Origin of the sequence: Pseudomonas fluorescens (assembly GCF_012974785.1) — a bacterium.
Lineage (GTDB): Bacteria > Pseudomonadota > Gammaproteobacteria > Pseudomonadales > Pseudomonadaceae > Aquipseudomonas > Aquipseudomonas fluorescens_BT.
Genome location: NZ_CP027561.1, coordinates 548,014 through 573,746, shown reverse-complemented (window position 1 = coordinate 573,746; position 25,733 = coordinate 548,014). Strand labels below are relative to the sequence as shown.

Below are 25,733 nucleotides of genomic sequence, written 5' to 3'. Positions count from 1 at the left end.
CGGGCCTCATCGGTTCGTTGTCTGGCGCAGCAGCATGGTGCCACCGCGCTGGGTAAATTCAAGTTTGTTCAGGGCGCTCATGCCGAGCAGCACCTGATCGCCATGCAGCCCCGGCGCCACCAGTGCGCGGACGTCCCGCAGCACGATGTCGCCCAGTTGCAGGCGGTCGATACGGGTGCGATAGCCCTGGCTCAGGCCATTGGCCGTGCTCAGGGTCACACCGAAACCTTCTTCCAGCCGGAGGTCTTTAGCGACCTGCGCCGGGATTGCCACGTCGGTCGCGCCGGTGTCGAGCATGAACTCCACCGGCCGACCGTTGATCAGGCCGCTGGCGACAAAATGTCCCTGGGTGTTGCCGATCAGTTTCACTTCGATCACGCCGCCCACCTGCTCCGAGCTGACCACCACATTGGGATTGCGTTGACGCTCTTCCCACTGGCCGAAAAACCGCGTGGCCAGAAACAGCGCCGCGCACCAGGCCAGAATCATCAACACCCGACCGGCGCGCTTGCCTGGCGGTTGCTGGCTCAAGGCTTGGCACTCCATCCACCCTCGGGTGCGGCGAAACGCCAGACGATCGGGCGGACTTCGCCATCGGCGCGGGGGCCGAAATTGTTGTCGACACCGATCCAGGCGCCTTGAGCATCGACCACCAGCGCCTCTTCCAGCCCGAAGTTCTGCGAATAACGCCGATTGGCCTGCAACAGCTCGTCCGCATACGACCAGCAGAGCTCGACCTTGGCCGTCTGCGCATCACGACGACAGATCTGGTAGGCGTTGCGTTCAAGGGTAAACAGTTTGCCGTCGAACAGGGACACGTCGGAAAAATCCCGATTGACCGGTCGGGCCTTGGGAAACTGCGGCGGTTGCATTTCCATCCCGCCTTCACTGAGCAGCACGCAGCGGCCGTCACAGTCCCATACCGTTTGCTGACGCTTGATCATCAACAGGCCACGGTTTTGCCGTTCGGCGGCGAGCCACATCTGATCGCCCGCCGGGTTGATCGCCAGACCTTCGAAGATCGCATTGAACTGCAGCAACATCCCGCTGGCCCGAGCTTCGCGAACCATCATCGGCGAGATTTTCAGCCACGCCGACGGCCCCTGCGCAGGCACTTGGAGCACCGCTGCATGACCTTCGCTGACAATGTAGCGATTGCCGGCGCTGTCGCAGGTGATCCCTTCGAAATCCAGATCGCCACCACGGACGAACGAGGCCGCCCAGGTCCGCGATTTGATGCCCCACGGCAAGCCGCTGTCGGGCACCGGCGGCGGATCGATGCGCACGGCCGTGGCCTGCCAGACCGGATCGCGGGTATCGAGTCGATAGATTTGGTCATCGTCCCGATCCGAAACCGTCCACAGCGCGTTGCCGCACAAGGCCAGCCCCGAGAGGTTGCCGCCACGCATGCCTTCGACCGGGTGTTCGGCGAGCACGCGCAGTTCTTGCGCAGGCTCTGCCGACACCGTCATCGAACCCAGCAGCAAGGCACCCGCCAAGGCCCAGCCAAACCGCATCAGGCCAGAACCTCGGCGAGGTTGCCCTTGGATTCAAGCCAGGTCTTGCGGTCGCCGGCGCGTTTCTTCGCCAGCAGCATGTCCATCATTTCCGAGGTCTGGGCGAAGTCTTCGCCGAGGGTCAGTTGCACCAGGCGCCGGGTGTTCGGGTCCATGGTGGTTTCACGCAGTTGCGGCGGGTTCATTTCACCCAGGCCCTTGAATCGGGTGACCTGCGGCTTGCCGCGTTTCTTCTCGGCCACCAGACGATCGAGGATCCCGTCGCGCTCGGCTTCGTCGAGGGCGTAGTAGATCTCTTTGCCCAGGTCGATGCGGTACAGCGGTGGCATCGCCACGTAGACGTGACCGGCGTCCACCAGCGGACGGAAATGCTGGACGAACAGGGCGCAGAGCAACGTTGCGATGTGCAGGCCGTCGGAGTCGGCGTCGGCGAGGATGCAGATCTTGCCGTAGCGCAGCTGGCTCATGTCTTCGGCACCCGGATCGACACCGATGGCCACGGCAATGTTGTGCACTTCCTGGCTGGCCAGCACTTCGCTGCCGTCGACTTCCCAGGTGTTGAGGATCTTGCCGCGCAACGGCAGGATCGCCTGGAACTCCTTGTCCCGCGCCTGCTTGGCCGAACCGCCGGCGGAATCACCTTCCACCAGGAACAGTTCGGAACGCATCGGGTCCTGCCCGGCGCAGTCCGCCAGTTTGCCCGGCAGCGCCGGCCCCTGGGTGATGCGCTTGCGCTCGACTTTCTTGCTCGCTTTCAGACGCCGGCCAGCGTTGCTGATCGCCAGTTCTGCCAGGGCCAGACCGGTTTCCGGGTTGGCGTTGAGCCACAGGCTGAACGCGTCCTTGACCACACCGGAAACAAACGCCGCCGCCTCACGGGACGACAGACGTTCCTTGGTCTGGCCGGAGAATTGCGGCTCCTGCATTTTCATCGACAGGACGAAAGCGATGCGCTCCCAGACGTCTTCCGGCGCCAGCTTCACGCCACGCGGCAGCAGGCTGCGGAATTCGCAGAACTCGCGCATCGCATCGAGCAGGCCCTGACGCAGACCGTTGACGTGGGTGCCGCCCTGCTCCGTCGGGATCAGGTTGACGTAGCTCTCAGTGACCGAGGTGCCGCCTTCCGGCAGCCACAGCAGCGCCCACTCGACCGCTTCCTTGGTGCCGGCCAGATTGCCGCAGAACGGCGCGTCCGGCAGACGCTCGAATTCGCTGACCGCGTCTACCAGGTAGGAGCGCAAGCCATCTTCGTAGTGCCACTCGACCTTTTCGCCGGTGCCTTTGTCTTCGAAGCTGATCAGCAGCCCCGGGCACAGAACGGCCTTGGCCTTGAGCACGTGCTTGAGGCGGCTGATGGAGAATTTCGGCGAATCGAAGTATTTCGGGTCCGGCGCGAAGTACACACTGGTCCCGGTATTGCGCTTGCCGACGGTGCCAATCACTTGCAGATCGGTGGCCTTGAAGCCGTCGGCGAAGGTCATTTCATATTCGTTGCCGTCACGCTTGACCCGCACCCGTACCTGGGTCGACAAGGCGTTGACCACGGAAATACCCACCCCGTGCAGACCGCCGGAGAACTGGTAGTTCTTGTTGGAAAACTTGCCGCCCGCATGGAGCTTGGTCAGGATCAGTTCAACGCCCGACACACCCTCTTCCGGGTGGATGTCGACCGGCATGCCACGACCGTCGTCGCAGACTTCCAGCGAGTGGTCGGCGTGGAGGATGACCTGGATCGATTTGGCATGGCCGGCCAGGGCTTCGTCGACGCTGTTGTCGATGACTTCCTGGGCGAGGTGGTTCGGCCGACTGGTGTCGGTATACATGCCGGGGCGTTTGCGCACCGGGTCGAGGCCCGAGAGGACTTCGATGGCGTCGGCGTTATAGGAGCTAGCGCTGGGAGTGGCCATAAGTTCTCGTCGTCAGTGTTCGGTGAATAAGGAATTAATGGGGCAACCGCTCACAGCGCGGTGAAATCGATTGCCTGAAACAAATCGGCGCCAATGCCGGCAAAACTCAGCAACGCCGGCAACTGCCCGGCAAACCCCTGGAAACTGTGGTCGCCGCCAGCCTGAATGCGCAAGGCACAGGCCCGGTAATACTGCTGGGCGTAGCGATAGTCCAGCGTTTCGTCCCCGGTCTGCAACCACACCTGATACCGCTGCGGATCCTGCGGTGCCGGCACTTCCAGTTCGGCCAGGGCCGTCACGTGGTCGTGGGTCAACTCCCAGGTTTCGTCGGTGTACAGGTTTTTCTGCGTCCCCAGGTATCCGTCGAACATCCGGTGCGGACTGACGGCCGGGTTGACCAGCAGGGCTTTCAGGCCGTGGCGCTCGGCCAGGTGAGTCGCATAGTAGCCGCCGAGCGAGCTTCCCACCAGCAACGGCCGGCCCAGCTCGGCGATTGCCTGCTCCAGCTGACCGATGGCTTCACGGGGGTGGTGATGCAGCGCCGGGACACGCAGTTGATCGCTCAAACCCAGTCGTTCCATCACCTCGACCAGCTGACAGGCCTTCTTCGAGGCCGGCGCACTGTTGAAGCCGTGGATATAGAGGATCGAACCGGACATTTGAGCTCCCTGGGTGTCGGCTAAAGAAAGCGGAGTTTACAGGGAGTCGGGGGGTGTTGGGCCAGCACCCGAGGAAATCAGCGCTGCGCCCCTGAATCAATAGCCGTTCGAGCCGTAATCCACCTGAAAATCGAACCCCGTGACACGCGCCACACCCGTCTCGATCCGCCCATCCGGCAGAAGACGCAACCAGCGATACCCCGGCGCCTGCTCGCCGACCTTGAAGTCGGCACTGCGCGGCTCGAACTGAATACAGGTCGACGGCGAGGCAATCAGCCGTACACCGTTGCGCTCTCGATCGATCTCTTGATGCACATGTCCCCACAACACGGCTCGGACCTGTGGGAAACGGTCGAGCACGTCGAAAAAAGCTTCGGGATTGCGCAAGCCGATCGGCTCCATCCAGGCACAATCGATCGATACGGGATGATGATGCAAGCACACAAGATGATGCCGCTCCGGCGCTTCGCTCAGGGCGCGGGCGAGCAATTGCAGCTGTTCATCCTGCAAATACCCCGGCACCGAGCCCGGCACCGCCGAATCGAGCAGGGTCACGCGCCAGTTGCCGATGTCCACCACCGGCTCCAGCAGCGCACTCTGCACAGCGGCCATTTGCATGATCTGCGGTTCGTCGTGGTTGCCGGGGATCCAGCGAGCGGGCGCGTCGATCTGCGCGGTCATCTGACGAAACTGCTGGTAGGACGCCAGCGTGCCGTCCTGTGACAGGTCGCCCGTGGCGATCATCAGGTCGATTTGCGGCTGCTGCTCGAGCACCAGCTCGATGACCTTTTGCAGGCTCTCGCAAGTTTTCATGCCCAGCAGCGCACCGTCCGCCTCGGCGAACAAATGACTGTCGGACAGTTGCACCAGCAACGCCGCATCGGCGGTGGTCAGAGTCGATACGCTCGGCAAGGCGTTCTCCCAGGGCTGGATCGCCGGGTCGGAAAGGTTCGCAATTATGCTGGGGGAAGGCCCCGGGATGAAACCGCCGAACCGGACGCAGTTCACAACTTGCCGCTGTTATAGACGCTATCGAACAGCGGCGTACTCGTGACCGCAGGCCAGGCAATGACTCAGCCACTCTCCGAGAAACAGATTGAGCTGGGCCTTTTCGTCCGGCTGATGCATGGCCGCGTTGGGGTAAGGATAGATGCCGCGAAAGCGTCGCGCATGTTCGGCGCTGATCACTTCGGCCATGCGCGCGTCGTGGTAGACCTGCACTTCCAGTTGCGGCACCGGCAGCCACGGCAGGCTGTGTTCCTGGCGTACTTGCAGGGTCGTGGTGTACGGGCAGGTCTGCAACACTTCGATGGCCAGCACGCCGAGCATCTGGTCGCCCTGGGTCACGGCGATGCGCCGCGCTTCGGGGTCGCGGCGCATGTCCGGCAACAGTCGCATCAGGCGCGCGTAGTTGGCCTCGCAGGCGGCTTGCAGGCCCGCGAGGTCGACACGATAGCGATCGCGCAGTTTGTTTACGACCATAACCCCCTCACTTCGGCGCGATTGAGCGCCAGCCACTGCAAGGCGATGATGCTCGCCGCATTGGCAATCCGACCGTCGCGTACGGCCTGCAGGGCATCCTCGAATGCCCAGACCGTAACGCGGATATCTTCAGCCTCTTCCTCCAGCCCATGCAGGCCGCCGACGCCTTCGGTGCTGCAACGCCCCAGAAACAAATGCACGAATTCGTTGCTGCCCCCCGGCGACGGGAAATATTGCATCATCGGCCACAACGCCTTGATGTCGAGTCCAGCTTCCTCCTGCGCTTCGCGGTGAGCAACTTCTTCCGGCACTTCTTCCTTGTCGATCAGACCGGCGACCAGCTCCACCAGCCAGGGGTTGGCGGTCTTGCCCATGGCACCGACGCGGAACTGTTCGATCAGTACCACCTCATCGCGTTGCGCGTCGTAGGGCAGCAGGCATACCGCATCGTGGCGCACGAACACTTCACGATTGATTTCGCGGCTCATACCACCAGCGAACAGTTCATGACGCAAATGCACGCGATCGAGCTTGTAGAAACCCTCGTAGCATTGCACCCGCTGCACGATATCGACGGCGGTTGGAATGGCGTTGGCAAAATCGGTCATGGGCATCCTCGTCTACTGCAGATTCCAATACGAGGTTCGTCTTGTTAATGGCGACCTCGACTTCGCGCCATCCTAACGCGCCCGTGACGTTTGATGCAGCCCCTTTGCTGTCAGCGGGATGGACGGTGGAAGCGAAACCAACTCTAATTAGCTTAGTGGCGAACTGACCGCTTCGTTGAGAGTCGAAGCGGTAACTTTTTGCCTTCCCCCTGCTTCAGAAAGGACGCCCATGTCGCTTTTCAAAATTGCCTCCGTGGCCGCCATCGCCCTGACCCTGGGCGCCTGCGCCAGCCTGTTCCAGCCCAACTACCGCACGCCGCTGGAAGCCACCCGCGACGCCTCGGAAACCCTGAAACCCGGTTGTTCCAACCCTGACTGCCCGCTGGTGAACATTGACACCCTGCACTTCCCGGCGGAGCCTGCGCTGGACGGCATCATCGAAAAACGCCTGCTGCAATTCACCCGCACCGAACCCGACGCACCGGTGGCGCCGACCCTGGCGGCTTATCGCGAGCAATTCCTGCGCACTGCCGGGCCGCGCAACAGCAGCTATTTGCAGGCCAAAGTACGCGAGCAGCATGACGGTCTGGTGATTGTCGAAGTGTCGAGCTACCTGGACACCGGCGGCGCCCATGGCACGCCGGGCCGCGGTTTCATCAACTATTCGCGCCAGCAGCACAAGGTGCTGAGCCTGTCGGACATGCTGGTGCCAGGTCAGGAAGAAGCGTTCTGGAAAGCGGCGCAAGTGGCGCACAACAGCTGGCTGATCAGCACCAAGCTCGATCAGGAAGCGGAGTTCGTGAAGAACTGGCCGTTCGTCAAAACCCCGCATGTGGCGCTGACCTACGGCGGCGTGATCCTCAAGTACGACGTGAGCACCCTCGCGCCTTATGCACTGGGCCACGTCGAACTGAAGATCCCTTACCCGCGCCTGAACGGCATCATCAAGCCCGAGCTGTTTCCCGGCCGTAACTGAAGGCCCGGCCCAGCACGAGTTGCAGCAACCCTGCCAGGACCAGCGCCGGCAGGGTTGCGCCGACATCCGGATACAGATTGGCCAGCAGATGGTAGGTGCTGATGCCACCCAGCCAGGCCAGCAGCGCCGGCCAGCGCAACGCGGCCGAAGCCACCTGGCCACTGCGTTTGCGCAGGATGAAGTGATCCACCAGCACCACGCCGAACAGCGGCGCAAATACCGAGCCGATCAGCAGCAGGAAATTCTGGTATTGCGCCAGGGGCGCAAGCAGCGCGATCAAGGTGCAAATCACGCCGATGGCCAGCGCCAGATGCTCGACCTTCAGACGTAGCAGAATCCCGCTGGAGACCGCAGCCGAGTGAATGTCGGCAAAAGCGTTTTCCGACTCGTCCAGCAGAATCAGCAACAGCGGAATCCCCAGGCCGGCACCGGCCAGCGCCAGCAGCAGCGCATTGACTTCACCACTCGGCGCGAAGGCCAGGGTGTAGGCGACGCCCAGGCTCATCAGCCAGAAGTTGCCGATGAAGAAACCGATGGCGGTGCCACCGAATACGTTCTTCGCCTTCTTGCCGAAACGCGAGTAGTCGGCGATCAGCGGCAGCCACGACAGCGGCATCGCAATGGCGATGTCAAAACCCACGGCGAACGGCATCGAACCATCCCCGGCCTGTGCCCACAAGGCGCCCAGATCAGCCTTGGCGAACAGGTTCCAGGTCAGCCAGATGCAGGCGGCCAGAATCAGCCAGATACCCCATTTGCGCAGGATCTTGCGCACAAATGTCAGAGGCCCGCTGACGGCGAGCAAGGTCGCCAGTGCACCAAAGCACAACGTCCACAACATCGGACTGGCCCACAGCGAACCTTCGCTGAACGCACGGCTGCCGAGCAGGCTGGCCGCATCGCGCATGACGATGATTTCGAACGAACCCCAACCGATCAGTTGCAGCAGGTTGAGCAGCGCCGGCAGGCTCGCACCTTGTCGGCCCAGGCTGAGTTTCAGTGCAGCCATCGACGACAGACCGGTGTCGCTGCCGATCACGCCAACGGCGGCCAGCAGCAGGACGCCGACCAGGGTGCCGAGGAAAATCGCCAGCAGCGATCCCGACAGGCCCAGCCCCGGTGCCAGCAGCGCGCCGGTCTGCAAGACCATCAGACCGATACCGAGGGAAAACCACAGGGAAAACAGATCGCGACCGCCGAATACACGCTTGTCGGCGGGCACGGCGAGGTCGGGGGAATAAGTACCGGGTTGAATGCTCAAGGGTGTTATCTCAGAGGGACATTTGTTGTTGTGTCGATCAATCGCCAGCAGGCTGGCTCCCACAGGGGACTTGTGGCGATGGGGCCTGCACAGGCCCCACCCTTTCAGGTCAGATCAAACCTTCTTGTACAGCTGACTGCCTTCCTTCTTGAACCGCTCGGCCTGTTCGGCCAGGCCTTGGGCGACGTCCACGTCGACCGCGTCGATCCGCTGGTTGGCCGCGTATTCACGGACTTCCTGAGTGATCTTCATCGAGCAGAATTTCGGCCCGCACATCGAACAGAAATGCGCGACCTTCGCCGAGTCCTTCGGCAGGGTTTCATCGTGATACGAACGGGCGGTGTCCGGGTCCAGACCGAGGTTGAACTGATCCTCCCAACGGAATTCGAACCGTGCCTTGCTCAAGGCGTTGTCGCGGATTTGCGCGCCCGGATGCCCCTTGGCCAGATCCGCGGCGTGCGCCGCGATCTTGTAGGTGATGATCCCGGTCTTCACATCATCCTTGTTCGGCAGGCCCAGGTGTTCCTTCGGCGTCACGTAGCAGAGCATCGCGCAACCGAACCAGCCGATCATCGCCGCACCGATACCGGAGGTGATGTGGTCGTAGCCCGGCGCGATGTCGGTGGTCAGCGGACCGAGGGTGTAGAACGGCGCCTCGTCGCAGCACTCCAGCTGCTTGTCCATGTTCTCTTTGATCAACTGCATCGGCACGTGGCCCGGGCCTTCGATCATGCACTGCACGTCGTGCTTCCAGGCGATCTTGGTCAGCTCGCCGAGGGTTTCCAGTTCGCCGAATTGCGCTTCGTCGTTGGCATCGGCAATCGAGCCCGGACGCAGGCCGTCGCCCAGCGAGAAGCTGACGTCGTAGGCCTTCATGATTTCGCAGATTTCGTCGAAGTGGGTGTAGAGGAAGTTCTCTTTGTGATGCGCCAGGCACCACTTGGCCATGATCGAACCGCCACGGGAAACGATGCCGGTCACGCGCTTGGCGGTCAGCGGCACGTAGCGCAGCAACACGCCGGCGTGGATGGTGAAGTAGTCGACGCCCTGCTCCGCCTGCTCGATCAGCGTGTCGCGAAACAGCTCCCAGGTCAGATCTTCGGCAACACCGTTAACTTTTTCCAGTGCCTGATAGATCGGCACGGTGCCGATCGGTACCGGCGAGTTGCGGATGATCCACTCGCGGGTTTCGTGGATGTGCTTGCCGGTGGACAAGTCCATCACCGTGTCCGAACCCCAGCGAATGCCCCAGGTCAGTTTCGCCACTTCTTCTTCGATGGACGAACCCAGTGCGCTGTTGCCGATGTTGCCGTTGATCTTCACCAGGAAGTTACGGCCGATGATCATCGGTTCCAGTTCGACGTGGTTGATGTTGGCCGGGATGATCGCGCGACCACGGGCGATTTCTTCGCGGACGAATTCCGGGGTAATTTCTTTCGGAATGCTCGCGCCGAAACTGTGGCCGGCATGCTGCTGGTTCAGCAGGCCGGCAGCCCGGGCCTCCTGCAGCTTCATGTTTTCGCGGATGGCGACGTATTCCATCTCGGCGGTGATGATGCCTTTACGGGCGTAGTGCATCTGGCTGACGTTGGCCCCGGCCTTGGCACGGCGCGGGTTGTTGACGTGGGCAAAGCGCAGCTTGGTCAGCTCCGGATCGGCCAGGCGCTCCTGACCGAAATTCGAGCTCAGGCCTGGCAGGCGCTCGGTGTCGCCACGGTCGTCGATCCACGCCGAACGCACGTCGCCCAGACCTTTGCGCACGTCGATCACCACGTTCGGATCGGTGTACGGGCCCGAGGTGTCGTAGACGGTGACCGGCGCATTGATTTCGCCGCCAAAGTCGGTCGGGGTCACATCGAGGGTGATTTCGCGCATCGGCACGCGGATGTCCGGGCGGGAGCCCTGAACGTAGACTTTTTGCGAACGGGTGAACGGTTGAACCGACTGCTCGTCGACCTTGGCCGAGTCACTCAGGTTGATCGCGTTTTTGGATTTTGTAGTCATCACGGGCTCTCCAGACAGCATCCAGGCAGTGAATTGTCGGAGCAGAACCTGAAAGGCACGGACGCACCCAGAACGGGTGCTGTGCATCGTCGTCGAGCGTTCGATTGTCGAACAATTTCCCGGACGAAGCACAAGAGGACTCGCCGGGTGACGAGAAATCTTGTTCCCTACGCAGGCGCTAACCTGATCAGGTTCAACGGGATCCGAAATTATTCGATCTCAGCCTCATAGCAAGGCACCCCGACAAGAACCTGGCCAGTCTAGACACAACCGGCAAAGAACGCCAACACCGTGGCAAACACCATGATGAATGGCGCAATTGCGGCGGCCGACAGGATTGTGAGGGCCTCAATGCGCAACTACACTCGCCTTGCCCTGCTGCGCCTTGACGCTATGCGGCCCGCGCCTTACCTTTGGCGCCCGGATTATTTCCATAATATTCATGCTAGGGATCGCCTCATGCTGCGCAAACTCTCACTGGCTGTTGCCGTGTCTTGTGCGTCCAACGCAATGGTCTGGGCAGCAGAAGCGCCCTTGTCGACCAAGACCGATCTGGTCAGCGTCTATCAGGAAGCGGTCGACAACAACGCCGATCTGGCCGCCGCCCGCGCCCAGTACGGCGCACAGAAAGAAGTGGTGCCGCAGGCCCGCGCCGGGTTGCTGCCGAACCTGTCCGGTGGCGCTGAAGTCGCCAACGTGCGCACTTCGATCGACCAACCCTCGGCCATCGCCAACCGCAGCGCGCACTCCTATCAGGCGACCCTGGCCCAGCCACTGTTCCGCGCCGATCGCTGGTTCCAGTACCAGGCCGCCAAGGACGTCAACGAGCAGGCCGCGCTGCAACTCTCGGCCACCGAGCAGAACCTGATCCTGCAAACCGCCGAAAGCTACTTCAACGTGCTGCGCAGTCAGGACAACCTGGCCTCGACCAAGGCTGAAGAAGCGGCGTTCAAGCGCCAGCTCGACCAGTCCAACGAGCGCTTCGACGTGGGCCTGTCGGACAAGACCGACGTGCTGCAATCGCAAGCCAGTTACGACACCGCCCGGGCCAACCGGATCGTCGCTCAGCGGCAGGTCGATGATGCGTTCGAAGCCCTGATCACCCTGACCAACCGCCAGTACAACTCGATCCAGGGCATCGTCCACACGTTGCCGATCCTGCCGCCGGCGCCGAACGACGCCAAGGCCTGGGTCGACACCGCCGCGAAACAGAACCTCAATCTGCTGGCCAGCAACTATGCCGTCAGCTCCGCCGAACAGACCCTCAAACAACGCAAGGCCGGCCACCTGCCGACCCTCGACGCCGTAGCCAAATACGAAAAAGGCGACAACGACGCCCTCGGGTTCGCCAACCCGAATGCCTTCGGTACGCCGTACAGTGGCAACGTCGAGCAGAGCACCGTGGGCCTGCAACTGAACATCCCGATCTACAGCGGCGGGCTGACCAGCTCCCAAGTGCGCCAGTCTTACGCGCAACTGGACCAGACCGAACAGCAGCGTGAAGGCCTGCGTCGGCAGGTGGTGGAGAACACCCGCAACCTGCACCGCGCGGTGAACACCGACGTCGAGCAGGTGCAGGCGCGCCGCCAGTCGATCATCTCCAACCAGAGCGCGGTGGAAGCCACGGAAATCGGTTATCAGGTGGGGACGCGCAACATCGTCGACGTGCTCGACGCCCAGCGTCAGCTCTACACCTCGGTGCGCAACTACAACAACACCCGCTACGACTACATCCTCGACAACCTGCGCCTGAAACAGGCGGCGGGGACGTTGAACCCGGGGGACTTGCAGGATCTGACGCGTTATCTGAAAGCCGACTACAACCCGGACAAGGATTTCCTCCCGCCGGATCTGGCCAAGGCCGCCGAAGCACAGCTCAAGGCCCGGCCTTAAACAAAAAACGCAGCCCTGAGGCTGCGTTTTTTCATGCGCGTTCGATCAACCTTCCCAGGCCATCAAGCAAGCGCTGCAACGCGCCCTGATTGCGGCGCATCACGCTCAGCCCGGCTTCCGCCATGCGCTGTGCATCGCGCGGCAATTCGAACAGCCGCTGCACTTCGGTCGCCAGACCTTCGGCGTCATCGACCTCGACCAACGCTCCGGCGCTGCGCAGTTGCGCGGCGATGTCGAGGAAGTTGAACAGGTGCGGGCCGCTGATCACCGGTTTCGCCAGGGCCGCCGGCTCCAGCAGATTGTGGCCGCCGTTGGCCACCAGACTGCCGCCGACGAACGCGCTGTCGGCCAGGGCGTAAAGAAACAGCAACTCGCCCATGGTGTCGCCGAGCAGCACCGACGTTGCGGAATCGACGTTGACGCCGGTCGAACGGCGTACCGTGGCGAAACCTTCGCGTTGGCACAGTTCGAACACGGAATTGAAACGTTCCGGATGGCGCGGCACCAGAATCAGCAGCGCATCGGGGTGACTGGCCAGCAAACGGCGATGAGCATCCAGCACCACCTCGTCTTCGCCTTCATGGGTGCTGGCGGCGATCCACACCGGACGCTCCTGCGCCTGCCATTGGCCACGCAGTTCAGCGGCGCGTTGCAACAATTGCGGGTCGATGGTCAGGTCAAACTTGATCGAACCGGTGACTTCGACTGTCTCAGGGCGTGCGCCCAAATCACGGAAACGCTGGGCTTCAACCTCGGTCTGCACGGCGAACAGGCTCATCTCCGCCAGCATCGGTGCGGTCAGTTTGTTGAACCGGCCATAGCCCTTGGCGGAGCGCTCGGACAGGCGTCCGTTGGCCAGCGCCACCGGAATCCCGCGTTTGGCGCATTGGTGAATGTGGTTGGGCCACAGTTCGGTTTCCATGATCACCGCCAGTTTCGGCTGCACGCGATCCAGAAAACGCGCCGCCGCGCAGGGCAAATCGTAAGGCAGGTAGCAATGCTGGATACGCGGCTCGTTGGCGAACAGCGCTTGAATCCGCTCCGAACCCGTCGGCGTCATGCAGGTCACGGTGATCGGCAGCTGTGGATAACGTTGCAGCAGTGCGCGGATCATCGGCGCGGCGGCGATGCTTTCCCCCACCGAGACGGCGTGAACCCAGATGCCGCCCGGTTGCAGGATCGGCATGCCATAGGAGAAACGTTCGCCAATCCGCTTGGCATACGCCGGCGCCTTGCGCGAACGCAGCCATAGCCGAATCGCCACCAATGGCAGCCCCAGGTAAAACAGCGCGGTGTAGAGAGTTCTATTCATGGCGGCGGAGTTTATCGGCTTTTGCCGCCGATCGCCCGCAGGTGTATGGCAAATCGCTCCGCAAGCCAACGCGCCGCCGGACCCAGCGGTTCGTCACGACGCCAGACCAGTTCCACCACCAGCGCCGGCGGCGTCCATTCGCTGTCGAGCTCCACCATCAGGCCCTGATAGGCCGAGTACTGCACCACGTGACGCGGCAGCCAGGCCCAGCCGAGGTCGCGCACCAGCCATTCGGCCATCACGTAGAAACTGTCAGCGCGCCAGACCTGCGGACTGGCCGGTTCGTTGCCGGGATAGAGGCTGGTCTGGGTCGACATCAACAACTGCCGATGCTGCGCCAGTTGCTGACAGGTGACGTAAGCCTGGGATGCCAGGGGATGGTTGACACCGCAGACCGTGACCATTTCCACGCTGCCCAACACCCGGCGCTCCAGCGCTTCGGGGATTTCATCGTGATAGAACAGCAACCCGAGATCGGCCCGACGCTCCACCAGTTTGCGCGAGACCTCGCCCTGGGCGGCGCTGGTCAGCTGGACTTCCAGACTGGGAAACTGCTCGGCCAGGGCGGCGAAGCTTTCCACCAGCGCCTGATAGGGCATCGCCTCGTCCTGGGCCACCCGCAACTGCGCTTCCTGCCCGCGCATCATCGCCATGGCCCGGCCGTTCAGGCGTTCGCATTGACGCAACACTTCCCGCGCCTCTTCCAGCAGCGCCTCCCCGGCCTCGGTGAGAAGCGGCTGACGACCGCTGCTACGCTCGAACAGACTGACACCGAGGTCGTCCTCCAGCATCGCGATCGCGCTGCTAATCGCTGACTGAGCCTTGCGCTGCTGACGTGCCACGGCAGAGAACGAACGTTGTTCGGCGACCGCCACGAACGCGCGCAACTGATCCAGATTCCACTGCATGTCCATCGACAAACCCATCTTCAAAACAGATAGGTAATGACTTTACCCCATCTGGGAAGCCACTAGAATCGCGCCTCAGAAAGCAACGCTTCACACGAGGATTTTGAACATGAACGCTTACGTCTATCTGGCCATTGCCATTTGCGCCGAAGTGATCGCCACCGTTTCGATGAAAGCCGTCAAAGGCATCAGCACGCCTCTGCCCTTGGTGCTGGTCATCGTCGGCTACGCCATCGCGTTCTGGATGCTGACCCTGGTGGTGCGCAGCGTGCCGGTGGGCGTGGCCTACGCGGTATGGGCCGGCATGGGCATCGTGATGGTCAGCGTGGCGGCGCTGTTCATCTATGGGCAGAAGCTGGACGTGCCGGCGATGCTTGGCATGGCGCTGATCGTGCTCGGAGTGGTGGTGATTCAGCTGTTCTCGAAAACCGCAGGCCATTAACTGATTAATGCATAACCCCCTGTGGGAGCGGGCTTGCTCGCGAAGACGGTGTCTCAGGCAACATTGTTGTTGACTGATAGACCGATTTCGCGAGCAAGCCCGCTCCCACATTGCCCGACACCTTCCCCTCTGTTGATCATCGACAAATCCCCTTTTCCCCGAGTCTGTATACTGCGCCCTCGTCTTGAACACTGAGGTCGTTGCATGCCATCTCCCATTTCCACCGACGTGCTGATTGTCGGCGCAGGTGTCGCCGGCCTCTGGCTGAACGCGCGCCTGCGTCGCCAGGGTTTTTCGACCGTGCTGGTGGAAAGCGCCAGCCTCGGCGGCGGACAGAGCGTGAAGTCCCAAGGCATCATTCACGGCGGCGCCAAGTACGCGCTGCATGGCGCGCTGACCGGGGCCTCGGAAGCCATCGCCGACATGCCACGCCGCTGGCGCGAAGCCTTGGCCGGCAACGGTGAACTGGATCTGACCGGCGTGCGCCTGCTGTCCGAAGCTCATTACCTGTGGTCGCCGGGCACCCTCGCGGGCAACCTCACCAGTTTCTTCGCCAGCAAAGCGGTGCGCGGCCGGGTCGATCAGGTCAAGGGCGACCAATTGCCGCCAGCGCTGCAGGACAAGCGTTTCAAGGGCAAGGTCTACCGCCTCGCCGAGCTGGTGGTCGACGTGCCAAGCGTGATCCAGCGCCTGGCTGATCTCGCCGGTGACGGTCTGCTGGCCGGTCAGAACATCGAGCCATTGCTGCAAAGCGGTGTATTGGTCGGCCTGAAGGTCGACGGTCGCGAGATCCGCGCCCAGCGCATCGTCCTCAGCGCCGGTGCCGGTACTGCGGCGCTGCTGGAAACCCTCGGTCTGACGCAACCGGCCATGCAACGCCGGCCGCTGCACATGATCCTCGCCAAGGGCCCGGGGCTGAAGCCGCTCTATGCGCACTGCCTGGGCGGTGGCACCAAGCCGCGAATCACCGTGACCACACATCCGGCCGCCGACGGCCAGTGGGTCTGGTACATGGGCGGCGACATTGCCGAATCCGAAGGCGTGGCCCGTGAGCCCGCCGAACAGATCGCCACCGCGCAAAAAGAAATCGGCCAGTTGTTGCCGTGGATCGACCTGAGCAACGTGCAATGGGCCACCCTGCGCGTCGACCGCGCCGAACCGCTGCAAACCGGACTGACCCGCCCGGACAATGCGTTCCTCGCCGAAGAAGGTCGTCTGCTGGTCGGCTGGCCTACCAAACTGGCCCTGGCGCCGGACTTTGCCGACCGGGTGATCGCGTCCCTCGAACGCGACGGCATCCAGCCAAGCCACCCGGCTCCGCTGCCCGAGTTGCCGAAACCTCCGATGGGCGTTCCGGCCTGGGAGCAACTGCTGCCATGAGCCTGCCGACCCTGCACGATTTGCATCGCCCGCTGGGCAGCACCGGCCTGCTGGTTTCGCCGTTGGGCCTGGGCACCGTCAAACTCGGTCGCGACCAGGGCGTGAAATACCCCAACGGCTTCCAGATCCCCGATGACGACGCCGCGCGCATGCTGCTCAAGCAGGCGCGGGAACTGGGGATCAACCTGATCGACACTGCGCCGGCCTATGGCCGCAGCGAAGAGCGTCTCGGCCCGCTGCTGCGCGGCCAGCGTCAGGATTGGGTGATCGTCAGCAAGGTCGGCGAAGAATTTGTCGACGGCCAGTCAACCCACGACTTCAGCGCCGCTCACACGCGAATGTCGGTGGAGCGCAGCCTGCAACGTCTTGAAACCGATTTTATCGACCTGGTGCTGGTGCACTCCGATGGCAACGACCTGGCGATTCTCAATGACAGCGAAGTCTATGCAACCCTCGCGGCGCTCAAGGCCGAAGGCAAGATTCGCGGCTTCGGTTTCTCCGGCAAGACCGTCGACGGCGGCCTCAAAGCACTGGAGCAAGGCGACTGCGCGATGGTCACCTACAATCTGAACGAACAAAACGAGAAGGCGGTCATTGACTATGCTGCTGCCCACGGCAAAGCCATTCTGGTGAAGAAGGCGCTGGCCAGTGGTCATGTGTGCCTGAGCCCCGGCGTGGATCCGGTGCGCGCCAGCTTCGAGTTGCTGTTCGCCGGGCCTGGCGTAACCAGCGCCATTGTCGGAACAATCAATCCGCTGCACCTCGCCCATAACGTTGCGACCGTTGCCCAGGTCCTTCGTGGTCACTGACGCCGCCCCGCGGCCTTAAGCAGGAGCCGACATGCCGCGCACGCTCATCAGAAAGAACCCGAGCAACTTCAAGACACTGCCGCTGTTCGTCGAAGCGACGCCCGAAGGCCTGACGTATCAGAGCGTCGGCATGCCGCTGAATTTCGCCCAGACCCTGCAGCGGCGCAAACCGGTCAGCGTGGCCGACGCCGAACGCTTTGCGCTGGAACTGGCCAATCTCGGCGTCTCGGTGCGCCTGACCCTGCACTGGCAGAATCGCGATTACTGGGTGCTGGTGCGCCAGCGGCGGCAGGATCGTGGTGACGTCGTCCTCAAACTGATTTCCGGCTACGTGCCGGCGCACGAATTGAATATCCCGTTGCACACGGCGATCCAGGAGATCGCCGAAGAATGCCTGCTGGAAACTCCGGAAGGCTGGCTCGGCGGGCGCTTCAACGACACCTGGCTGCCGGCGCCGTACGCATCGGCGCTGCATTATCGCGAGGCCCTGCCCTTTCGCCTGACGCCGCTGTCCGGTTCGGCGCGGCCGGTACGTTGCGCCAATCTGCAATTGCTCGAACGGCCACGCGCCTACGTGCACTTGCCGACCGCGTCTCTGCAATTGATCTACGACCTGCGACTGGACGTGCCCAAGGAAGCCAAGAACCTGAGCCTGTTCCATGTCGACGAACGACTTGAGGGCGATCAACTCGTCGCCCGGCTCGACCGCAAGCGCCCCGATCTGTACTTGATGCCACTACAGGACGGCGGACCGCTCCCCGAGCTGTATACGCTGAAGAAAGGTCAGTTGTCCCCGGCCGGCACCCGAGGTCTGTATCTGGCGGAAAGCTTCGCCAGACAGGACGGCTGGCTGGTGCGCGATGAGCGGATTCGCTGGAAAGACTGGCTGCGTCAGCAGGGTTTGACGCCGCCGTCCAAGGACACGGGGCTGGCGCGGTTGCGCGGCAAGGCGAAGCAACTGCTGAAGAAGATCGTGCCGCGCAAGAAAGTGAACTCCTGAACGGCAAAAGACCGCGCCTGCGAGCGACTCCAGAGAGTCGTCGCAGGCGCGGTCTTTATGTTTGCATCACTCGGATTTGCGGATTTTTTCCACAATCGCCGTGGTCGAGCTGTTTTCCACCAGCCCCAGCACCTTCACGGTGCCGCCGTAGGCCTTGACGATGTCGGCGCCGACAACCTGGTCGATGCCATAGTCGCCGCCCTTCACCAGCACGTCCGGTTTGACCTCGCGCAGCAGGTTTTCCGGGGTACCTTCGGCGAAGCTGATCACCCAGTCCACCGCACCGAGACCGGCGAGAACCGCCATGCGCCGGTCAACGCTGTTGATCGGCCGGCCCGGGCCTTTCAAGCGACTGACCGAGGCATCGTCGTTGATCGCGACGATCAGACGATCACCCTGGGCCCGTGCCTGCTCGAGGTAGGTCACGTGCCCGGCGTGGAGGATGTCGAAGCAGCCGTTGGTGAACACGATCCGCTCGTTGTGCGCCCGGGCATCGGCCACCGCCAGAATCAGCTGCTCCAGACCCAACACACCGCGTTCCGAACCTTCCTCGCGCTGAATCGCGCGACGCAGTTCCGGGGCGCTGATCGCCGCCGTACCGAGTTTGCCGACCACGATGCCGGCCGCCAGGTTGGCCAGCGCCACCGCGTGGGGCAGCTCTTCGCCTGCGGCAATCGCGGCCGCCAGGGTGGAAATCACGGTGTCGCCGGCACCGGTCACGTCAAACACTTCACGAGCCCGGGCCGGCAGGTGCAGCGCCGGATGATCCGGGCGCAGCAGGGTCATGCCGTGTTCGCCGCGAGTCACCAGCAACGCGCCGAGCTCGAGGTCGTGCATCAGTTTCGCGCCCTTGCTCACCAGTTCGTGCTCATCGGCGCAACCGCCGACGATGGCTTCGAACTCGCTAAGGTTCGGGGTGATCAGGCTCGCGCCACGGTAGATCGAGAAATCCTTGCCCTTCGGGTCGGCCAGCACCGGAATGCCTTTGGCACGCGCGGCCTGGATCAGTGCCTGATGGTTTTTCAGGGCGCCTTTGCCGTAGTCGGACAACACCAGCACCTTGATACCTTCCAGCAGGTCGTCGACCTGGGAAGCAAGGGCCAGGGCATCAGTGGCGAACGGTTCTTCGAAGTCGATACGCAGCAGTTGCTGGTGCCGGCTCATGACCCGCAGCTTGACGATGGTCGGCTGGTGCGCGATGCGCTGGAACAAGGCTCGCACGCCCGCGCCCTTGAGGCTGTTGCTCAGGCTGTCGGCGGCTTCGTCGTCACCGGTCACACCGACCAGCGACGCCGGCGCACCCAGCGCGGCAATGTTCAAGGCAACGTTGGCGGCACCGCCCGGGCGGTCTTCGATTTGCTCGACCTTTACAACCGGTACCGGCGCCTCAGGGGAGATCCGTGAGGTACCACCATGCCAGTAACGGTCGAGCATGACATCGCCGACCACCAAGACAGGGGCTTGATCGAATCGCGGCATGGACAACTTCATGGAGCAACCCACATACAAAATGAACAGGGGCGCGATATTAACACAGGGTTGGCGAAGGCTTGTGCGGCGGCTGCAACAGGATGAAACGACGGGGTTTTTTGCTCATTTTTTGTACAGGAACGCTGCCCATTGATGGCAGGCACAGACCCGGGGGTACCTCATTCATAACCGAGCATCTCGTAGTCACGTGCATAGACCCGCCGCACCAGGCGTCGGGTACGCAAGGAGCAGAATTCCCGGGCCGGCAGTGGACGCCGCTCCCGGGAACAGTTGACGTATTGCAATCGGCTGGTCAGGCCCAGGTGCTCGCACACCAGGTGGAAATCCCGCTCCAGATGTTCCTGATAACCGATGAAGTCCAGCGCCAGACGGCCCAGAGAGTCGGTGAGAAAGTCGGTTTGCGCAGCGAAGTGCAATTGTCGCGCGATGTTTTCCGCATGCAGCCAGCGCGCAACGAAGTCATCGAAGTCGCGGTAATGCCTGACCAGTTGCTGCGCGGCGTGATCGCGTCCGCTCAGCTCGTTGCCCCGCAGAAAAGCGTATGCCGAATAGGCACGTTCCAGCGGATCGCGGACGAAAGCGAATTTGTATGCAGCGGCGAACTGCGCGGGAAACTGCTCTTCATACCAGTACAACGGCAGATGGCCGGGCCGCCAACCATCGAACATCGCGGTACACACGCTGCTGCCGGCGCATTTAGGCACATGAATGAACAGGCAGGAACGCTGTTCGAAGGCTTCGGGAAAGCGCAGGTTGGCCGACATTGACTTGTTCACCGCCTGTCTATCGACCACCGACAGACGCCCGAGCAGAAAAGCCCGCTGCGGCTTGGGCAGCAGCTTCCACAGATAGCGTTGCAACATGAAGATACCCGCGCGACGGGGATGGCCCCCTCGATGGAAGTCAAAGTTCGTTCAGGAACCTTAACAAGCGCGGTGTCGGGTTTTATGCAGGTTTGGTCAAGAACGGTAAAGTTCCGGATACAAACCGCCGGGCGCATTGCGTGCCCGGCATTTGCAAGGCGGGCTCAGGCGATGTCTTCGGCCGGAGCATCGAGGCCCATGGCATTGAGGCGCGCGTAGTAGCCGTTCTGGGCCAGCAGCTCGCCGTGAGTGCCACGCTCGACGATACGCCCCTGATCCATGACCAGAATCAGGTCGGCCTTCTCGATGGTCGAGAGACGGTGGGCGATCACCAGCGTGGTGCGGCCCTTCATCACCTGATCCAGCGCAGCCTGGATGTGTCGCTCGGATTCGGTATCGAGGGCCGAGGTGGCCTCGTCGAGAATCAACACCGGCGCGTTCTTGAGCAGGGCACGGGCAATCGCCAGGCGCTGGCGCTGACCGCCGGAAAGCAGCACGCCGTTCTCGCCGACCTGGGTGTCCAGGCCTTCCGGCAGTTGCGCGATGAAGTCCATGGCATAGGCATCACGCGCGGCCTTCTCGATGTCTTCACGTGGCGCGCCGGCCAGATCGCCGTAGGCAATATTGTTGGCCACCGTGTCGCTGAACAGCGTGACGTGCTGGGTCACCTGGGCGATGTGACGACGCAGATTCAGCAGTTTGTACTGCTCGATCTCCACACCGTCGATCAGGATCTCGCCCTTGTCGTGGTGATAGAAACGCGGGATCAGGTTGGCGAGGGTCGACTTGCCGCTGCCGGACCGTCCCACCAGCGCCACCATCTGCCCCGGCTCGACCGAGAAGGTGATGTTGTCGAGTACCTGACGCTCGGTGCCCGGGTAGGTGAAGCTCAGGTTGCGTACTTCGAGGCGACCGGTGACCACATCACGCTCGACCGTACCGGTATCGACCTCCGGCTCGACGTCCAGTTGCTCGAAAATGCTTTCGGCACCGGCCACGCCTTTCTGGATGGTCGAGCTGACTTCGGACAACTGACGGATCGGCTTGGGCAGCAGGCCCGCCAGGGTGATGTAGGCCACCATGTCACCTGCCGAGGCATCACCGCGAAGAAACAGCACCAGGAACATCAGCACCGCCATCGCGGTGTAGATCACCAGTTGCAGCATCGGCGTGTAGATCGCACCGGTGCGGGTCATGCGCAGTTGCTTGTCAGTGTTGCTCTGACTGGCATCGAGAAAGCGTTTTTCTTCATAGGCTTCGCCACCGAAGCTGCGCACCACGCGATAGCCCTGGATGGTTTCCGAGGCAACATGGGTCACGTCGCCCATGGCCAACTGGATCTTTTTGCTCTGCTTGCGGAATTTCTTGCTGGCGGTACGCACCATCATGGCGATGAGCGGCAGGATCGCAACCATCACCAGCGTCAGCTTCCAGTTCATGAACAGCAGGGAAGCGAACAGGAAGATCACCGTCATACCCTCACGGATTACGACCTTGATCGCATCTGTTGCCGCCCCCGTGACCATGGTGACGTTGAACGTGATGCGTGAAATCAGGTGACCGGAGTTATGCTTGTCGAAATAACGGTTCGGCAGCACCAGCAGGTTGTTGAACAACTGCACCCGAAGATCATGCACCAGGCCCAGGGAAACCTTGGCCAGGAAATAGTTGCCCAGATAGGAGCCCAGGCCCTGCCAGGCCGCAATGAGGATGATCAACAGCGGTACGGCCTGCAGCAGTTGCAGGTCGCGCAGGTAAGGCACGGTGGGGAACAGTACTGCCTCTGGATTGGACAGACCGTCGACGAAATACTTGAGAATGTAACCGAGCATCGGCTGGGTCGATGCGAAAATCAGAAAACCGACGATGCTGATCAGAAACAGACTGATATACGGCCGGACGTAGCCGAGCAGGCGGAAGTAGATTTTCAAGCTCGAAGGGCTTGCGGCGGGACTGGAGTCGGTCATATCACGCGAAAGTCGATAAAAAGGACGCTGACTTTAGCACAGCTTCTTCAGGGTTCTGGCAATCGGGCAAAGGCTGTTATTGTTATGCGTCTTTTTCAGCATCAAATAGCCATCAACGTAATGGCCGATCAACTTCAGGATTGAATCTCACAGCATGCAACTTCGCGGCTTCAGCAGTACGTCCAGTCGAATATTCGATTTCATCAGCCTGTGGATACTTCCCGTCGGCTACTTCCTGCTCCTGTGTGCGCTGTTCTTCCTGCCTGGCCGCAGCCTGCATCACAAACTGTTTTATGGCCTGTTCAGCATTCCGGCGCTGATCGCCCTGTGCCTGCGTCCGCGGGAGTGCCGGGAACTGCTGCGCGAGCCGATGATTGTCGCGCTGCTGGTGTTCGTCGCCTGGGCATTGCTCAGTCTCGCCTGGGGACCGCCGGATGGCGAATCGTTCGGCGGCATGCTCAAGCCTCCCTTGCACACCCTGATGCTGTTCGTCGGCTGCTACCTGCTGGTGCGTTACCGCAGTGACATTCTGGCGCCGATGCTGTTCGTCGCAGCCATGGTCGCGCTGATCGCCACCCTCTGTTTCCTCATCCCGTTCATCCGTCATTACGAGCCGGGCGCACGCCTGATCGGGGGTGGCGCCTTCGATAACCCGCTGCTCAGCTCCCACCTGTTCGGATTCTTCTGTGCCTATTGGCTCAGTATCAGCATGTCCTGCAAGCATGGCCGCCTGCTCTGGCTCAGCCTGCCGGCCATGCTGATCATGTTCGCAGCGGTGATCGCGACCGGGTCCAGAACACCGCTGGTCGCCTTGACCCTGGCCGCATTCTGGCTGGCCTTCATTTGTTGGAACCGACGCTCGGTGGTGCTTTTGAGCGCACTGTCGGCCATTGGCATCACCGTGATCGCCCTGTTTTCGAAGATGATCACCGAACGCGGCGACTCCTACCGTTTCGAAATCTGGCAGATTGCCCTGCAAAAGATTGCCGAACACCCGTGGATCGGTCATGGCTATAACGCCGGCCTGGCGATCGACCCCGGTGTTGGCTACAACTTCCAGGAACCCCACAGTTTTGCCCTGGGGGTCCTTTATTATGTCGGTATTCTGGGCCTGTTGCCGTGGCTGTTTTTCCAGGCCTGGGGACTGCTGAGCAGCTGGCGCCAGCGCGTTCAGCCGCTGCTGATCATCGCCTCCACCTGGCTGGTGTTCGGTATCGGCGCCGGCCTGACAGAGGGCGGCGGTATCATCTCGCGGCCCAAGGAGCACTGGTTCCTGCTGTGGATTCCCCTGGCACTGATCGCCGCCTTGAGCATCAATCAGCGAGCCCGCCGCCTGTTGACCGTTCCCGTGCAGAAACTGTCGGCCACCGGCCTGCAACAGCTGGGCGCCAATGCCCAGGTGATTGAAGAGGACGGCCTCGGCCCCAAGGTCCTGCGCCTGACCGATGGCAGCTTCCTCAAGCTGTTCCGCCGCCGTCGCTGGTACACCTCCGGCAACTTCAACCCTTACTCCGAACGCTTCGCCATCAATAGCGAACAATTGCGCCGGATGGGCATCCCCACCCCGCAGGTACTGAACCTGTATCGCCTCGACGATGGCAGCAGTGCAGTGCACTACGCGCCACTGCCAGGCCATACCTTGCGCCAGGTGCTGCAAGGCATCACCGCGCCAGCAGTACGACAGGCCCTGGTCGAACGTTTCGGCAAATTCATGGCCCGGCTGCATGAGCAAGGCGTCTATTTCCGCTCGCTGCATCTGGGCAATGTGCTGGTGCTGGAGGACGGCGAGTTCGGGTTGATCGATCTGGCAGACCTGCGGATCTACCCTTCGCCACTGACTCTTTCGTTGCGCCAGCGCAATCTGCGACACATGCAACGCTACACCGTCGACAAGCGCTGGCTGTTCGAGGATCACCTCGACGCGCTGCTTCAGGGGTACGCTGTGACGGCGCCGAAATCCGCCGTAGACAACCTGCACAGGCAAGTGCTGGCCACCACCACTGCGGCCCGGGTTCAATGATGACCGCAACCAATCTTCTTATTGCACCGGCCGCTTATCTGCTGGCCATCGCAACCGCCGCGCTGTTGTTGCGCGCGGTTCCGAAAATAGCCCGCCATCTGCAGCATTCCGGTGAGAGCCGTTACGCCAGCATCGATGGCTTGCGCGGTTACCTGGCGTTTGGCGTGTTTGTTCATCACTCGATCATCACCTGGATCTTTCTGCGCACGGGCGTGATCGATTTTCCACCGAGCGCGTTCTATTCGATGCTTGGCCAGGGCAGCGTCGCGCTGTTCTTCATGATCACCGGATTCCTGTTCTGGGGCCGCCTGCTGGCCCAGGGTCGCGAGTTCGACTGGACGGCTTTCGGCGTCTCTCGGGTCTTTCGCCTGTATCCGCTGTACTTGCCGCTGATGCTGATCGTGTTCATCACGGTGTTCCAGCTACAGGGCTGGGAACTGAAAGTATCCACTGTAGAGCTGCTCAAGCAGACCCTGGCCTGGCTGACCTTTGACCGGCCGGACGTCAACTTGTACCCGCACACCGGCATGCTCATCTCCAACGTCACCTGGACGCTGGCCTACGAAGTGTTCTTCTACCTGGCGCTGCCACTGGCTGGCATGGTGTTCATCTTCCGAAGCAACTGGCGCCAGGTGGTGCTGTGTCTGCTCGGTATTTATGCGCTGTATCAAGTGGTCGGCTGGGAGCACTCGCTCAAGAAGCACTTCCTGGCCAGTTTCCTCGGCGGAATCGCTGCTGCGTACTGGGTACGTCGACCGCAACTGGTAGCCTGGAGCAAGACCCCTCTGGCCGGAGTCGTCGCCCTGGTTGCGCTGGCGATTGCCTTCACCGCCTTCAACAGGGCCTTCAAGACCCAGCCACTGTTTCTGCTGTCGCTGTTCTTCGTGATCGTGGCTTCTGGCAACACTCTGTTCGGTGCCCTCAAGCCACGCAGCATCCGTTGGCTGGGAGAGATCAGTTACAGCACCTATCTGCTGCATGGTTTCGTGCTGTGGCTGATGGTCCAGCGCCTGCCGCCGGCACTGCACCTCGATGGCCGGGAGGCCTGGGTCTACCTGCCATTGCTGGCAGCGTGCACCTGCCTGCTGATCCTGATCAGCAGCGCGACATTCCTGTACATCGAACAGCCGGGAATGAGCGCAGGCAGGAAGGTCGTGCAGTGGCTTCGCCAGCGCCAGCAGGGCAACAAGCGCATCGCAGAAAAAGCCGCCCGCTGATCACGGGCGGCCGCGGC

The 25,733-nt window shown here is 62.0% G+C and carries 22 protein-coding genes and 1 riboswitch; of the genes, 8 read left to right on the top strand and 14 right to left on the bottom strand.

The window, feature by feature from the left end; translation table 11 throughout:
* Positions 1-6 precede the first annotated feature (6 nt).
* From C6Y56_RS02490 to C6Y56_RS02460, 7 genes are all read right to left on the bottom strand, one after another.
* On the bottom strand, positions 7-531 hold the full coding sequence (locus C6Y56_RS02490) for a retropepsin-like aspartic protease family protein (protein ID WP_169428586.1): 525 nt from the start codon (positions 529-531) through the stop codon (positions 7-9).
* On the bottom strand, positions 528-1,517 hold the full coding sequence (locus C6Y56_RS02485) for an esterase-like activity of phytase family protein (RefSeq protein WP_169428585.1): 990 nt from the start codon (positions 1,515-1,517) through the stop codon (positions 528-530). The genes C6Y56_RS02490 and C6Y56_RS02485 overlap by 4 nt, the downstream gene beginning before the upstream one ends.
* The gene (parE, locus tag C6Y56_RS02480; protein WP_169428584.1) at positions 1,517-3,424 is read right to left on the bottom strand and encodes a DNA topoisomerase IV subunit B; all 1,908 of its coding nucleotides are present in this window, start codon (positions 3,422-3,424) and stop codon (positions 1,517-1,519) included. Before parE ends, C6Y56_RS02485 begins: the two co-directional genes overlap by 1 nt.
* Positions 3,425-3,474: 50 nt before the next feature.
* Complete coding sequence (locus C6Y56_RS02475) at positions 3,475-4,083, bottom strand: YqiA/YcfP family alpha/beta fold hydrolase (protein ID WP_169428583.1); 609 nt, start codon at positions 4,081-4,083, stop codon at positions 3,475-3,477.
* Between the two features lie 96 nt (positions 4,084-4,179).
* Positions 4,180-4,995 (bottom strand): 3',5'-cyclic-AMP phosphodiesterase, encoded by an 816-nt coding sequence (gene cpdA / locus C6Y56_RS02470; protein WP_169428582.1) that lies wholly within the window; start codon positions 4,993-4,995, stop codon positions 4,180-4,182.
* Positions 4,996-5,112: 117 nt separating this feature from the next.
* Complete coding sequence (locus C6Y56_RS02465; protein WP_169428581.1) at positions 5,113-5,565, bottom strand: DUF1249 domain-containing protein; 453 nt, start codon at positions 5,563-5,565, stop codon at positions 5,113-5,115.
* Positions 5,556-6,173, bottom strand: coding sequence for an NUDIX domain-containing protein (locus C6Y56_RS02460; protein WP_169428580.1), 618 nt, complete (start codon positions 6,171-6,173; stop codon positions 5,556-5,558). The genes C6Y56_RS02465 and C6Y56_RS02460 overlap by 10 nt, the downstream gene beginning before the upstream one ends.
* A 229-nt stretch (positions 6,174-6,402) precedes the next feature.
* Here C6Y56_RS02460 and C6Y56_RS02455 point away from each other — a divergent pair, with 229 nt between their 5' ends.
* A complete protein-coding gene (locus C6Y56_RS02455) occupies positions 6,403-7,149 on the top strand; it encodes an RsiV family protein (RefSeq protein WP_169428579.1) in 747 nt (248 codons plus the stop codon).
* Here C6Y56_RS02455 and cytX read toward each other — a convergent pair.
* Together cytX and thiC are read right to left on the bottom strand one after the other, a co-directional pair.
* Positions 7,118-8,410, bottom strand: coding sequence for a putative hydroxymethylpyrimidine transporter CytX (gene cytX, locus C6Y56_RS02450; protein ID WP_169428578.1), 1,293 nt, complete (start codon positions 8,408-8,410; stop codon positions 7,118-7,120). The genes C6Y56_RS02455 and cytX overlap by 32 nt on opposite strands.
* A 114-nt stretch (positions 8,411-8,524) precedes the next feature.
* Positions 8,525-10,414, bottom strand: a complete 1,890-nt coding sequence (gene thiC / locus C6Y56_RS02445; RefSeq protein WP_085711132.1) for a phosphomethylpyrimidine synthase ThiC — start codon at positions 10,412-10,414, stop codon at positions 8,525-8,527.
* Between the two features lie 147 nt (positions 10,415-10,561).
* Positions 10,562-10,667: riboswitch (TPP riboswitch) on the bottom strand.
* A gap of 206 nt (positions 10,668-10,873) precedes the next feature.
* On the opposite strand from thiC, the gene C6Y56_RS02440 reads away from it, so the two are divergent.
* Positions 10,874-12,307: a TolC family outer membrane protein gene (locus tag C6Y56_RS02440; RefSeq protein ID WP_169428577.1), complete on the top strand. Its 1,434-nt coding sequence runs from the start codon at positions 10,874-10,876 to the stop codon at positions 12,305-12,307.
* Positions 12,308-12,338: 31 nt separating this feature from the next.
* On the opposite strand, the gene waaA is transcribed toward C6Y56_RS02440, so the two are convergent.
* Together waaA and C6Y56_RS02430 are read right to left on the bottom strand one after the other, a co-directional pair.
* On the bottom strand, positions 12,339-13,619 hold the full coding sequence (gene waaA, locus C6Y56_RS02435; protein ID WP_169428576.1) for a lipid IV(A) 3-deoxy-D-manno-octulosonic acid transferase: 1,281 nt from the start codon (positions 13,617-13,619) through the stop codon (positions 12,339-12,341).
* An 11-nt stretch (positions 13,620-13,630) separates the two neighbouring features.
* On the bottom strand, positions 13,631-14,533 hold the full coding sequence (locus C6Y56_RS02430) for a LysR family transcriptional regulator (RefSeq protein ID WP_169428575.1): 903 nt from the start codon (positions 14,531-14,533) through the stop codon (positions 13,631-13,633).
* 103 nt (positions 14,534-14,636) lie between these two features.
* On the opposite strand from C6Y56_RS02430, the gene C6Y56_RS02425 reads away from it, so the two are divergent.
* The 4 genes from C6Y56_RS02425 (at position 14,637) to C6Y56_RS02410 (ending at position 18,158) form a co-directional block, all read left to right on the top strand.
* On the top strand, positions 14,637-14,969 hold the full coding sequence (locus tag C6Y56_RS02425) for a DMT family transporter (RefSeq protein ID WP_085732637.1): 333 nt from the start codon (positions 14,637-14,639) through the stop codon (positions 14,967-14,969).
* Positions 14,970-15,173: 204 nt separating this feature from the next.
* Entirely contained in the window at positions 15,174-16,349 is a 1,176-nt protein-coding gene (locus tag C6Y56_RS02420) for an NAD(P)/FAD-dependent oxidoreductase (RefSeq protein ID WP_169428574.1), read from the top strand.
* Positions 16,346-17,158, top strand: coding sequence for an aldo/keto reductase (locus C6Y56_RS02415; protein ID WP_169428573.1), 813 nt, complete (start codon positions 16,346-16,348; stop codon positions 17,156-17,158). The genes C6Y56_RS02420 and C6Y56_RS02415 overlap by 4 nt, the downstream gene beginning before the upstream one ends.
* Before the next feature lie 31 nt (positions 17,159-17,189).
* On the top strand, positions 17,190-18,158 hold the full coding sequence (locus C6Y56_RS02410; RefSeq protein ID WP_169428572.1) for a metal ABC transporter ATPase: 969 nt from the start codon (positions 17,190-17,192) through the stop codon (positions 18,156-18,158).
* Positions 18,159-18,224: 66 nt separating this feature from the next.
* On the opposite strand, the gene hldE is transcribed toward C6Y56_RS02410, so the two are convergent.
* The 3 genes from hldE to msbA all read right to left on the bottom strand — a co-directional run bounded on the left by hldE (position 18,225) and on the right by msbA (position 22,479).
* Entirely contained in the window at positions 18,225-19,649 is a 1,425-nt protein-coding gene (hldE, locus tag C6Y56_RS02405; protein ID WP_169428571.1) for a bifunctional D-glycero-beta-D-manno-heptose-7-phosphate kinase/D-glycero-beta-D-manno-heptose 1-phosphate adenylyltransferase HldE, read from the bottom strand.
* Positions 19,650-19,807: 158 nt separating this feature from the next.
* A complete protein-coding gene (locus C6Y56_RS02400; protein WP_169428570.1) occupies positions 19,808-20,512 on the bottom strand; it encodes a sulfotransferase family 2 domain-containing protein in 705 nt (234 codons plus the stop codon).
* Positions 20,513-20,676: 164 nt separating this feature from the next.
* Positions 20,677-22,479: a lipid A export permease/ATP-binding protein MsbA gene (gene msbA / locus C6Y56_RS02395; protein WP_169428569.1), complete on the bottom strand. Its 1,803-nt coding sequence runs from the start codon at positions 22,477-22,479 to the stop codon at positions 20,677-20,679.
* Positions 22,480-22,633: 154 nt separating this feature from the next.
* On the opposite strand from msbA, the gene C6Y56_RS02390 reads away from it, so the two are divergent.
* Entirely contained in the window at positions 22,634-24,499 is a 1,866-nt protein-coding gene (locus C6Y56_RS02390) for a bifunctional O-antigen ligase/aminoglycoside phosphotransferase family protein (RefSeq protein ID WP_169428568.1), read from the top strand.
* Positions 24,499-25,716, top strand: a complete 1,218-nt coding sequence (locus C6Y56_RS02385) for an acyltransferase family protein (protein WP_169428567.1) — start codon at positions 24,499-24,501, stop codon at positions 25,714-25,716. Before C6Y56_RS02390 ends, C6Y56_RS02385 begins: the two co-directional genes overlap by 1 nt.
* Positions 25,717-25,733: the final 17 nt, after the last annotated feature.